The organism is Chroococcidiopsis cubana SAG 39.79 (assembly GCF_003991895.1).
GTDB classification, from domain to species: domain Bacteria; phylum Cyanobacteriota; class Cyanobacteriia; order Cyanobacteriales; family Chroococcidiopsidaceae; genus Chroococcidiopsis; species Chroococcidiopsis thermalis.
The window spans coordinates 69,086-81,680 of the sequence record NZ_RSCK01000012.1 but is presented as its reverse complement, the minus strand read 5'-3'; the positions used below and the strand labels follow the sequence as shown (position 1 = coordinate 81,680).

At 44.9% G+C, this 12,595-nt stretch carries 10 protein-coding genes; 5 read left to right on the top strand and 5 right to left on the bottom strand.

Annotation, left to right across the window (positions count from 1 at the left end):
- The first annotated feature begins 73 nt into the window (after positions 1–73).
- Positions 74–802 (top strand): DUF6658 family protein, encoded by a 729-nt coding sequence (locus DSM107010_RS10545; RefSeq protein WP_015156773.1) that lies wholly within the window; start codon positions 74–76, stop codon positions 800–802.
- A gap of 84 nt (positions 803–886) precedes the next feature.
- Here the strand turns inward: DSM107010_RS10545 and DSM107010_RS10540 are convergent, their stop codons facing one another.
- The 3 genes from DSM107010_RS10540 to larC form a co-directional block, all read right to left on the bottom strand.
- Positions 887–1,465 carry a TetR/AcrR family transcriptional regulator gene (locus DSM107010_RS10540; protein WP_106168197.1) on the bottom strand — a complete coding sequence of 193 codons (579 nt, stop codon included), beginning with the start codon at positions 1,463–1,465 and terminating at the stop codon, positions 887–889.
- Complete coding sequence (locus tag DSM107010_RS10535) at positions 1,462–1,836, bottom strand: hypothetical protein (RefSeq protein WP_015156771.1); 375 nt, start codon at positions 1,834–1,836, stop codon at positions 1,462–1,464. The genes DSM107010_RS10540 and DSM107010_RS10535 overlap by 4 nt, the downstream gene beginning before the upstream one ends.
- Before the next feature lie 98 nt (positions 1,837–1,934).
- Positions 1,935–3,191: a nickel pincer cofactor biosynthesis protein LarC gene (gene larC, locus DSM107010_RS10530; RefSeq protein ID WP_106168198.1), complete on the bottom strand. Its 1,257-nt coding sequence runs from the start codon at positions 3,189–3,191 to the stop codon at positions 1,935–1,937.
- 167 nt (positions 3,192–3,358) lie between these two features.
- Between larC and DSM107010_RS10525 the strand changes: the two genes are divergently transcribed.
- Together DSM107010_RS10525 and DSM107010_RS10520 are read left to right on the top strand one after the other, a co-directional pair.
- Positions 3,359–4,009, top strand: a complete 651-nt coding sequence (locus tag DSM107010_RS10525; protein WP_015156769.1) for an L-threonylcarbamoyladenylate synthase — start codon at positions 3,359–3,361, stop codon at positions 4,007–4,009.
- Between the two features lie 310 nt (positions 4,010–4,319).
- Complete coding sequence (locus DSM107010_RS10520; protein WP_127022917.1) at positions 4,320–5,015, top strand: PHP domain-containing protein; 696 nt, start codon at positions 4,320–4,322, stop codon at positions 5,013–5,015.
- A gap of 18 nt (positions 5,016–5,033) precedes the next feature.
- Here DSM107010_RS10520 and DSM107010_RS10515 read toward each other — a convergent pair whose 3' ends face one another.
- Positions 5,034–5,984, bottom strand: a complete 951-nt coding sequence (locus DSM107010_RS10515) for a cobalamin-binding protein (RefSeq protein ID WP_015156767.1) — start codon at positions 5,982–5,984, stop codon at positions 5,034–5,036.
- Between the two features lie 403 nt (positions 5,985–6,387).
- On the opposite strand from DSM107010_RS10515, the gene DSM107010_RS10510 reads away from it, so the two are divergent.
- On the top strand, positions 6,388–9,300 hold the full coding sequence (locus DSM107010_RS10510; protein WP_127022914.1) for a PAS domain S-box protein: 2,913 nt from the start codon (positions 6,388–6,390) through the stop codon (positions 9,298–9,300).
- Between the two features lie 39 nt (positions 9,301–9,339).
- On the opposite strand, the gene DSM107010_RS10505 is transcribed toward DSM107010_RS10510, so the two are convergent.
- Entirely contained in the window at positions 9,340–10,344 is a 1,005-nt protein-coding gene (locus tag DSM107010_RS10505; protein WP_106167853.1) for a DUF1565 domain-containing protein, read from the bottom strand.
- A 637-nt stretch (positions 10,345–10,981) separates the two neighbouring features.
- Between DSM107010_RS10505 and DSM107010_RS10500 the strand changes: the two genes are divergently transcribed.
- A complete protein-coding gene (locus DSM107010_RS10500; protein ID WP_127022911.1) occupies positions 10,982–12,529 on the top strand; it encodes a helix-turn-helix domain-containing protein in 1,548 nt (515 codons plus the stop codon).
- The last annotated feature ends 66 nt before the right edge of the window (positions 12,530–12,595 follow it).

The following is a 12,595-nucleotide window of genomic DNA, read 5'->3' as shown; positions in this document are numbered from 1 at the left end:
TTGTGTGGCGAAACAAGAACAAAAAACATCTTGCTCTCACAAATAACTCTATCCAATTAAAGGGAGTATTAACATGAACAGGATCGTAACTGCTGTGAAAAAAGTCCATCTGGGACGAATTTTAGTCACCTGTATGGCAGGAATTTTACTCTTCGTTAGCACTGCTTGCTCTAGTGCTGTACAAGCAAAGAGTCCTGATGCAGGAGTTGTGACTGGAAGAAGACAGAATGTCCCTGCTGGGAAATTAGCCGTCCCAGGACAGGAGAATCCTAGACCAGAAGTTCCAGGTGGTACGGCAACTTCTCCCGATTCCGGCGTGGTGAATAAGTTTGAGGGAGGACCGACAATGAATGAATTTAGCGATGTCGATCCCAGAGCCAGAGATTTAGAGAAGGCAGCTAACAAAAAGGCTAATGCCTTAATCGAAAATGCCGAGCGCAACGTCATCGACCAAACAAGTGATGTTGGCGAAAACACCAAGCGAATTCTAGGTAAAAAAGGTGAGAACGCAGAAGATTTCGGTAAGAATGTTAACCGAAATACCGAGAGTCTCCAAGACAAGATCAAAGGTACTGCTGAAGACCTAGCCAAAGGCGCGAAGCGCGGTACGGAAAATATCAAAGACAACACCTCTGATGCCCTACGAGGAGCAGACAGAAATGTCAGCCGTGCTGCTGAAGATGCCAAAGATACAGCTAGAGATTTAGGCAAGAGCGCTCAACGCAAAGCTGACGAGGCAGCTCAAAACACTCAACGTAGCTTGGACCGCGCCGGACAAGCTGCTAGAGATGCAGTTGACTAATTTTCTTGAATAAGTTCTGTTGCTGAGGGTGAGTCTATGCTCACCCTATTTTTTGCTAAAAACAAACTCAGTGACTTGACTAATTTACTCAAGTTCTTTTCTATGAAGAGCCACACAGTAAGCAGAAGCCATTTGGTTGAAACGATTAAAAATTTGTTCTAGCCAGTGAGAATCGGCATTTGGAAATAATTGCTGAAGTCCGACAAAAGTAGAATACTCAACAATCGCAAGTTCAAGTGCAATTTTTTCGTCAATTTGTCCCATCTCACTAATTAAGCCGACTAAGTATTGGATTCTCTGCTCGTCAACCTGCTTGAGGACGAGTTGCACTCGTCGATCGACTCCCGACCAATTTCTAATTGCTCGCTCAATATGTCTGTCTATTCCTGCTGCTAGACGGTCGAGTTCTCGACGGCGATCGCTCAGATTGTCAAGTTGCTCGACGGTTGTGATAATTCGGTTTGTATATTCGGACTGCCAATACTCAAGTAGTGCGTTAATAAATTCGTCGTGATTCTTGAAGTGGTGGTAAAAGGAACCCTTTGTCCGACAGGTCACTTGACAAAGGCGTTCGATGGTTAAAGCTTTTTCCCCCTCAGAACCCAATAGTTGCAAGCCAGTATCGAGCCAGTCTTTGCGGGTCAATCGTTCAGCCGTAGTCATGTTGAGAACAAACCTAAAAATCCCAGTAGAGTAATGGGGATGAAGAATACCCACTGCGGGTAATCAAGCGGTTTTAGCCTGCGTAGAGTTATTAATCCCACATTAAGCAACGCACAAGCAGCTGGAATACTGGTTGCAGCTAGAGCTAAAGGAATATTAGTTGGCAACAGTGCAGCCCAGGCATACGTACAGGTCAAAAATAACAGCGCGATCGTCACAATGTGCCAGCAGTAGTACATTGTCAGCTTGGGTATTTCTTGGAGATCTGAGGCATCAAGTAATGGTATTACCACCTCACGTCCACCCCAAAAAAGATGAGCGAGGAAAGTAATTAGCGAGATAACGGCAGCAGCAAAAAGAAACCAGTTCATGACATTCTCCTTCTTTGCTGAGATATTCATACAATACCATACCAAATGGTATGTTTAAGTTTAGCTGAATTCGCTCAGCACAAATTTCTGAAATATTTTCATTCCGAATTCTGTTCGTACCAAGCTTGCAGCGCTAATCGATGAACTTCTCGCCAAGGGAGATCGTGCCGTCGAGCAATTTGCCAGCAATCTTCGTATTCTGGCTGGACGTTAGTAATTTGACGCTCTGTGGCTGTACCAGTCCAAGCAATTTTAACTCGCACCGTACCGTGGTCGGTTGTTACAGATTGGATTTCGCGCTGTAAAGCCAGCCGTTGTTGAGTATAGTGGCGAATACCTAAAGTTGTAGTTTCTCGAAAGACGATCGCCTCAAGATCGGTCACCTTGTCAGGGTAGCAAATTACAGTGAGCAAAATGCCAGGGCGAGATTTTTTCATCCCAATTGACTGCGTAAAAACATCCAACGCTCCAGCCGCTAGCAGCGCCTCCAAGACGTAGCCGATCGCCTGGGGGTTAAGATCGTCGATCTGGGTTTCCAGTACCGCGATCGCCTCTAGAAAGGGGCTAGTATTCGATCCTTGTAGGGGCGCATCATGCAACGTCTCCACACCCAGCCACAAGCGCAGAATATTAGGAATCGGTAGATTAATGGAACCCGCACCCTGTCCGATCCGCTGTATCGTCATGGTGGGTGGAGAGCCAAAATCTGTAGCTAAAGTGGTGGCGATCGCGGCTCCCGTAGGCGTAACTAATTCCTTTTGGATACCATTGCTATAAACTGGACAAGCCCGCATTTCCCACAACTTCAATACCGCTGGTACGGGAACCGCCATTAGTCCGTGGGCAGCTTTAATTGTACCGCCTCCCGTGGGTAAGGCAGAACAGTAAATTTTATCTATCCCCAACCAATCTAAACCCAAGCAAGTACCGACAATATCTACAATGGCATCCACCGCACCAACTTCGTGAAAGTGGACTTTCTCTGGCGCAATACCATGCACTGCTCCTTCCGCAACAGCTAGCTGACGAAAAACAGCTAAACTCCAAGCTTCAGCACGAATCGGTAAATTAGCTTTGAGGATTAAATCTTCAATCTCGGGCAAATGACGACCGTGATGATGGGTATGATGGTTGTGGTGGTGATGCTCGTTACCTAGTAAATCGACATGAAATTTTGTTGCTAACTGCCCATTACGGTGAACGGATTCAACCCTTAGTTGGTATTCTCGTTCGATTCCTAAACCCTTAAGCTGTTCTTGTAAGTATTCTAGCGGCACGCCAGCATCTACCAGCGCTCCTAAGCACATATCACCAGCAATGCCAGTAGGACATTCGAGGTAAGCTAGTTTTGTCATAAGTTAGTGGTGCGTAGTGAGTGGTGAGTGGTGCGTGAGAAGAAGTGGCAAGTGGTGCGCGGTAAGTGGCGAGAGACAAATTTTGAATTTTGACTTCTCCCCCTTGTCTCCCTTTTCTCCCTTGTCTGTTCCCCTACTCCCTGCTCCCTGCTCCCTACTCCCCGATCATGGCTACAGTCTACACAATTCATCCCGACAATCCTCAAACTCGCACCGTGGAAGAAATTATCGCAGCGCTGCGCGATGGTGCAGTCATGCTGTATCCGACTGATACTGTCTACGCGATCGGCTGCGACCTTAATTCTAAATCGGCAGTGGAGCGAGTGCGCCAGATCAAACAGCTATCAAATGATAAGCCGCTAACTTTTTTGTGTCCTTCTCTCTCTAATGTGGCAACTTATGCGATCGTCAGCGATCCTGCTTACCGGATTATGAGGCATTTAATCCCAGGGTCTTATACTTTTCTGCTCCCCGCCACCAAGCTCGTACCGAAATTAGTCCAAAATCCCAAGCGCAAAACGACGGGCATTCGAGTCCCAAATCATAAAATTTGTGCTGCTTTATTAAATACTTTGGGTAATCCGATTATTTCTACCTCAGCTCACTTGCCTCAAAATGGCAACGGGCGCTCTGCTCCGGCTGAAGCTAACTTATCGCGAGTCGAGTTATTCGATCGCCTAGACAACATAGTAGACGCGATCGTCGATGATGGCTCGGAGCCAGAAGATGAAGTCTCGACAATTATTGACATGACGACAGACGAACCAGAAATTATCCGCCAAGGTAAGGGCTGGGAAGCTGCCGTAGCATGGGTGTAATAAATTCGGAATTCGGAATTCGGAATTCACGCATTAGTTTGTACCCCACACCCTTTCTTCCCTGATAACTGATAACTGGTAACTGATAGCTGAATTGACTCATCGAAAATTCTCATCAGCCGAATCGTGCCATTAAGTGTATTGTTTTGCTAAGTTAGTCTTAACATATTGAAAAGAAAGTCTTCCCCCAGATCGCTGCGATCGCTCCAAATTAACTTCCAATTGCGGAATAGGTAACGAGTGATACACAGATATAAGTGGGCAGTATGTTAGAGAAATTAAACGAACGTCTATTCGTTCTGAGGCGGTTATGGCTGTCTATTATGCCCAGACTTTTAATTTATTGAGCCAGCAGTTGCAGAGAGTTTTTCAGACAATTGATGCTGAAAGTTGCCCGCTAACTTTCAACTTCCACATGCACACGGTATATTCTGACGGTAGGTTAGAACCGGAAGAAGCGATCGAGCAAGCAATTTCAATCGGGCTGCGAGGATTGGCAATTACCGACCACCATACTATAGGTGGGTATCGAGCTGCTCAGCGTTATTTAGCCCAATGGCAATTGCATCATCCAGATTTAGAAAACTGCGTGCCTCACTTATGGAGTGGAGTTGAGATTAATGCCGGATTGTTAGATACAGAAGTGCATATTCTGGCATATGCATTCGATCCCCAACACGCACGTATGCAGCCCTATCTCCAAAGACGTACTGCAACCGGAGAAGCATATTGTGCTGCTAGCATTATTAGTGCAATCCATGAAGCGGGGGGATTAGCAGTTTTAGCTCACCCAGCTCGCTACAAGCGATCGCCTTTCGATCTTATTGCTGCTGCTAACCAACTGGGAATTGATGGGGTAGAAACATATTATGCCTACAACAATCCCCATCCCTGGCGACCTAGCCCGAAAGAAACTCAACAAGTACGCGCTCTGGCTCAACAATACCACTTGTTAAATACCTGCGGTACGGATACCCACGGTCGTAGCCTGCTCCAGCGTCTGTAACTGGCAACTAATAACTGCTCACTGGTCACTGGTAACTGGTAACTGAACTTGTTCCCAAGCAGTTCCCTTATAACCGTAGGAAAATATTTCTGGATGAAGAATCTCGGCGAGAATTTCTAGGGAATCGACTAAGCGTGGACCCGGACGATTGAAATAAGCGTTACCGTCAGTAGCATAGACTCTGCCACTTCTAACTGCTCGTAGATGCTGCCATTCTGGGCGCTGCGTTAAAGGCAACATTTCTGCCTGGGTACGGTTGAGGTCAAGACCGCAAGGCATGACCACAATAATACTTGGATCGGCAGCTATCAGGTTTTCCCATCTTACTTGAGCGGATGCCTGACCGGAAACACTAAATAAGGATTGACCTCCGGCGATCGCCACTAGTTCGGGAATCCAGTTACTTGCTACCATGAGAGGATCGATCCACTCAATACATACGACTGTTGGTAATTCCGACACCGATAGCCCGCGAACCTTTTGCCGACAAACTTCAATCCGCGACTGAATATTTTCAATTAATCTATTTGCATCGACTCCGAGCGTCTGAGCTACACGCTCTATATCTGCCCACACGTCTGCTAAAACGTTGGGTTGAAGAGAGATGATTTGCGGTTGAGAATGCGTTAGGTTAGCAACTGCTTTTTCTACTTCACCCAGACTTACGGCACAAACATCGCACTGGTCTTGAGTGACTATGTGGGTTGGCTGTAACTGTTCTAAGAGGTCGGTTTCAATTTGGTAGATGCTCAGTGCTGATTGGATTAGTCGATCGACATCCTGATGAATCTCAGCGCTACTACCGTTAGAGTTAATTCGCGCCCGCGTACAAGCCGGACGGTTGAGTATTTCTGGAGGAAAATCGCATTCGTGCGATCGCCCGACCACCACGTCTGTTAGACCCAATGCTGCTAAAATCTCGGTAGCACTAGGAATCAGCGAGACTATTCTGAGATCTTGCTTTTTCATCAGTCGCTCCTACATCTCAACTTGAATCCTGTAACTTCAGCGTTAAACTTCAGCTTTTAAGCAAAAAATTATACAATTAGCACAAATATTTATTAACTATAATCAAATTCTACTTGAGATAGCACTGCTATTAATCAATCTCTGGTATTACATCCGAATAGTTGATGGAAAACTTATATATCGCCTCTTGACGCTAAAAAGCTATTTGTTTTCTAATGAAAGAATTAAAGAAAACATACAGAAAAATGTCACTAACACACCTACTGGCTGAAGAACCTGACTGAAAAAATAACTAAGAATTTCACGACTGAGAAAAATTTAGATCGGAGGCACGATAAAAAGTAGAGTTGGCGATCGCAGCTAAAATTGCCTCACTGCGAAACTACTAAAATTCTTGGGCTGAATGAGCAATCCTGAACGACAATTTGTAACGCACGTAAACCCAGCTCCACTGAAAATATTATTAGTGGGGCAGCCTAGTTTGGAGCGAAGAATTCGGGAAATGCTACGGGCAGTCCAAACCCCGTTACAACTCGTTTGGCAAGAGCGGGTGCAGGCAGCTTTAGCGGAGCTCAAAACAGAATCAGCTAGTGTTGTCCTACTCGAACTCGATCGAGCTGGGCAAAAACTCAAACAATTGCGGTTAGCTTACCCGCACATGCCAATTGTTGTTTTAGGAGAAGACGAAGCAGAAAATGCCCAAACAGCATTAGCCCAAGGAGCGCAGGAATATTTAGTCAAGGCAGAAGTAGAGGCGCAGGGATTGCTGAGGGCATTGCGCTATGCAATCGAGCGCCAGCAGTGGCAAACTCAGTGGCGACAAACTCAATCCCAGCTGAAGCAAGCCGAGGAAAAGTTAAGCCTTTACCAAGAAATTGTGGCGAATTCTAATAACGCGATCGCAATTTATGACTCTCAAGGCAATTTTGTCGAACAAAACACCGCTCACCGCACTCTACTAGGGTACGAAGATGAGGAACTGTGCGGACAGAAAAAAGACGAAATTTTCTCGTCGAAAGCACAGGTGGCGGAGATTTCTACTCAATTGCAAAATGGTGATAATTATCGGGGAGAAGTGACTCTGCGCCGTCGGCAAGGATGGTTGGTGACAGTAGAGTTATTTGCTTTTCCCCTGCGCGATCGCTTGGGAGAACCAGTTTACTACGTAGGAATTGGACGAGATGTCACGGAAAGGTTGCAGGCAGAATCTACCCTTAAAGAACGCGATCGCCTGTTGGCGGCTGTTGCCACCGCTAACAATCACCTGTTAACTACCACAGATTTCTCTGCTGCGATCGACCTAGCCTTGGAAACTTTGGGTCAAGCCTGCGATGTCGATCGAGTTTACGTATTTGAAAATCATCTTCATCCCAGCACGGGCGAACTGTTAATGAGTCAGCGTTTTGAGTGGACTAGTTCTACCGTCATCGCTCAAATCGACAATCCAGAATTGCAAAGCCTGTCTTATCAGACCTGCTCTCCTGTATGGTATGACAACTTAGTTGCAGGTAAACCAATTGGTGGACTCGTCAAAAATTTACCGGCGCACGAACGCGAAGTTTTAGATCGGCAACAGATTATCTCCATTTTAGTCGTGCCGATCTTTCTCGAAGGTCAATTTTGGGGTTTCGTCGGCTTTGACGACTGCCATCGAGAACGTCAGTGGACGGAAACCGAACGAGCAATCCTCAGCGCCGCAGCGGGTAGCATTGGTGGTGCGATCGCGCGCCAGCAAACAAAAGTGGCGCTTCAAGAAAGCGAATTGCAATTCCGTGCCATTTTTGAACATTCCAGTATTGGGATCGGTCTTTCAGACTTGAAAGGAGGGCAGATTGATAGCAATCCAGCCCTGTGTCACATTCTGGGTTACAGTCGGGAAGAACTGTTAAAAATGAGTTTTACTGACTACACTCATCCAGATGATATTGCCGCAGATGTCAAACTTTTTTACGAACTGGTCATGGGTCAACGCGATCGCTACGAGATCGAGAAACGATACACTCGTAAAGATGGTTGTCAGGTGTGGTGTCGCCTGAATCATTCACTAGTGAGAGATAGTGCGAATCGACCTCAGTTTGTCATTGCTTTAGTAGAAGATATTACCATTCACAAACAGATAGAAAATCATTTACGCGATAGCAAGGAAGCAGCAGAAGCAGGTAGTCGGGCGAAAAGCGAATTTTTAGCAATTATGAGCCACGAACTACGCACGCCTTTGAATGGAGTTTTAGGGCTATCGCAGCTGCTAGGGCAAGAGTTATTTGGTAGTCTTAATGCTAAGCAAAAAGAATACGTGAGTTGCATTCACAGCAGTGGCGAACACTTACTAGCTTTAATTAACGATGTCCTCGACCTCTGCAAAGTTGAAGCAGGTAGGGAAGAACTCACGCTGGTGCGGCTAAATGTTCGGGATTTATGCACTTACTGTTTGAGTGTCGTGCGCGATCGCGCCGTTGCCAAGCAGTTGCAATTACTCAGTGAAATCGATCCGCAAATCGATAGCTGCATTGCTGACGAGCGCCGTGTCAAGCAGATGCTATTAAATTTACTCGCTAATGCAATTAAATTTACTCCCAAGGGGCAAGTATCCCTACGGGTAGAACAAGTCAACCAGGGAATTGCTTTTAAGGTTGCAGACACGGGAATAGGCATTGAGCGATCGCAGCTAAACCTATTATTTCAGCCGTTCAAACAGCTGGATAGTCGATTAAACCGACAGTATGAAGGCACGGGATTGGGTTTATCGTTAACCCGTAAGTTAGCGCGGTTGCACGGCGGCGATGTCACTGTCCGCTCGACTGTAGGTAAAGGCAGTGAATTTACCCTATGGTTGCCAAACGCTTACTCAAACGATCTACGTCAAGAGCCAGCCAAGGAGCGATCGCTCCTATCCCCAACCGAACCAAAGCTATCCCGTAAACGTCCTGCTAACGGCTGTCGATCGCCAATCGCTAAACGGATTCTCATTGTAGAAGACGACGATCGCAGCGCCCTACTATTGCAAGATTATTTTGAGATCGTTGGCTACCAAGTCAAGCATCTCAAACACCCTCATAACTTTCAGGGGATGTTATATCTCTACCAGCCAGATTTACTGCTATTAGACGTACAGCTACCAGGCGGTGTGTCAGGAATGGATTTGCTTTGCAGTTTGCGCCAGCAACCAGAGTGGCAAAAATTACCTGCGATTATTCTTACCGCTTCGGTAGAAGCAGGAGAACGCGATCGCTTTTTAGCAGCTGGAGCCAACGACTACTTCAGCAAACCCATAGGCATTGCTCAAATTGAAAAAATCTTGATGCAGTATTTAAGCTAGTGGCTAGTGGCTAGTGACCGTCAACCGTCAACCAATGACCTAATAGCAATGATTTTGCGGTTTTTCCCGAGCGGTTTTTGCCGTACCACCAACCAAAACTATTGGATTAGCACCACCGTTGTGAATGTCATATTGACCGTTGTTACTGAAAGTGTTACTACCAGCTAAATCGATCTGTGCTTGAGAACAAGCCGCGATCGCAATTCCATCCCTTTGATTATTTTCGATCGCGTTGTTGCGTAGTACCGGACGCGCTTCCTGAGAAACAAAAATTCCATCTCTGTTGTGAATAATTTTGTTTTCCACGACTACAGGTGCAGCCGTACCACCTATTGCTAGTCCGAAACCAGTGTCTTGAAACACGTTGTTGCGAATCTCTCCTTGAGCTTCGTTAGCCAAAGACATGCCGTTACCACCGTTTTTCACAAAGACATTTGCCGCAATTTTAGGTGTAGCAGTCCCAGTCACAAAAATTCCTTCTCGATGGTTGTTGGTGAAGGTGCTGTACTGTACGGTGGGATTAGTTGATTCAATCCACAATCCCGTCCCGCGTAAGTTGGAGTTACCAATTGTCACACCAATAATTGTGCTATCTTTTTCGGCTACGACAGCAACATTCTGACGCGCAAATGTGCGGCTGAGATAGCGTCCGCCACCATTAATCACAACGTTCTGACCGTTAGTCGCAACATCGCCTTTGAGCGTTATACCCGATTTGAGTTTTAGGGGAAATACTTCACCACTGCGAGCCGAGTAAGTACCAGCAGCTAACTGAATTAGGGTTCCCGGTTGTGCTTGTCGTAAAGCAAAAGTAATAGTACGCAACGGAATTGAGGGGTCTTTACCTGCTGTGGTAGCATCTATACCTGTTGCAGAGTTAACGTAAATTATCTGCTGACTCGGTAGGGTTTTGACTCCAGAAACCGAAGCTTGTTGCTGTACGGGACTTGGTTGTGCTTGGGTGGGAAAATTCACCATACCAATACACAAAGATCCGGCGATCGCGCCAACTTGACAAAATCTGATGATTGTGGGAGAGTTCATACCTATCCTAGACTTATACTTCCTGATTGTTTGCGTGCCAGCCTGACTTACAGCAGTTAGAGGAGAAGATGCACGTCTTCAGCAGGTATTAACCTACAAATTGCGATCGCAGTTTGTCGCGATCGTCCTCTTGCTACTAAAAAAGTAATTAGCTGTGTTATTTGATATTTCTCGTGAGGTTTCTCCTGCTACCGTTTGCTCACTCAGAAACGCTTTCACACACCACAATTGAAAGCTCGTCCACACACCAGAATTAACTAGGCAGTTAAGGAGTACCCAGCGCCTAAACTTGCGACTGGCTCAATTTGCAGCAGCAACCTTTATGCACCGATGAAATAAACCTTAAACTCTCAGCTCTGGCTTTGACAGTCGGTAAAAGTCATCAAGTATGTCAGTCAGAAAAAGTCATATCGAAGTCAGAAGTCAGAAGTCGGAATGGCACGAGCGTTTTGTGACTGGGTACAACAATGGATTTGTGCTGACTATTTGTCAATTAACAAAATATTAAAATTACTGCTGAAAGAAATATTAGTAGTTATTCTGATTAGTTATTAGGCAGCGAGTAGTGATTAGATAAAAGCATTGAGCCGCTAGCTACCAGCTACTAGTCATTGATAACTGATACTGATAACTGATAATGGATGTCGAACTAGGCTTAAAGATTGTCGAGCAAATTCTGGAAAAAAAACACTTATCCAAAGTGCAGGAAATCTTGTTGCAACAGTCTTTGATAGGACATTCTTACACAGAAATTGCTAAAACTTCCGGCTATGATGCTGGTTATCTCAAAGATGCAGGCTCCCAACTGTGGCGAATTCTCAGTAATGTTTTGGGAGAAAAGGTAAGTAAAAATAATTTGGTTGCCGTACTAAAACGTAATTCTTTCCGCTTTGCACGTACAGAATCAGACAGACAATTCAATTCACAATTTACAAGTGGTATTAATACTACACCAACCAAATACAATTCACAATTAAATCCTACTTCCTATTCGACTCCTGACTCCCCTGTACGGGCGGGTTTTGAGCAAAAATCTATTGACGTAAGCCGTGAATCTTTTGATAAAACCGCCCCTACGAATCCCGACTTCCAAAACTTGGAACTAGAAATTGATATTTCTCTTTTTTACGGACGCAGTACTGAATTAGCTTTACTAAAACAATGGATTTTAGGTTCACGCTGTCGTGTGGTAGCAATTGTAGGAATGGGTGGGATTGGTAAAACTGCTTTATCTGCTAAATTAATAGCTCAGATTCAGGATAAATGTAACTATACGATTTGGCGATCGCTACAATCCGCACCTTCCCTGTCTGAATTATTGTCAGACATAATTCAAGTACTGACTCAAAGACATGAGCTTTATCTTCCAGAAAAATTAAGCGATCGCATTTCACTTTTACTCTTTTATTTACGCCAGCAACGCTGTCTTTTAATCTTAGATAGTTGGGAAACAATTCTGGCTAGCAACGATCGCTTGGGCTGTTGTCGAGAAGGATTTGAAGGTTATGGGGAGTTAATCGAGCGTTTGGGTACAGAAATTCATCAAAGTTGCTTAATTCTCACTAGCCGAGAAACACCTCAAGAAATTGTCGCTTATTCAGGAGAAAAACTTGCAGTGCGATCGCTGCAACTTACTGGACTACAAGTTACTGAAATTAATGCTATTTATCAGACGATTAATACTTTCTGGGGAACTCCTGAAGAATGGCGGCAACTAGTTGATTATTACAGTGGCAATCCGCTCAGCCTCAAAATAGTTGCATCTGCTATTCAATGTTTATTTGACGGTAATATTTCTCAGTTTTTGCAATGCTGGAGAGCAGAAGTTTTTATCCTTGATGGAATTCGAGATTTACTAGACTCTCAGTTTAATCGCTTGTCCGATTTAGAAGCGGAAGTGATGTATTGGCTGGCAATCGAGCGAGAACCAGTTACGGTAATAGAACTTCAAGACGATTTACTTTCTATTCTCTCTAAACAGCAGCTTGTTAATACTTTAAATTCTCTTTGCCGTCGTTGTTTAATCGATAAAAATGGAGGAAAGTTTATCCAGAGTCCATTGATTACAGATTATATTCTTGAAAAGTTTACTCAACAAATATATCAAGAAATAAGTTTAGAAGATAGAGAGGTTTTTGGCGATCGCCTCTCGTTAAAAAACAATTGTAAGGGCTTCTCTACTTGAATTTCGTAGAGTGGGCATTACCAACTCTACGCTTGAATTTCAGGTATTGTATTAAGTGTGTATGCA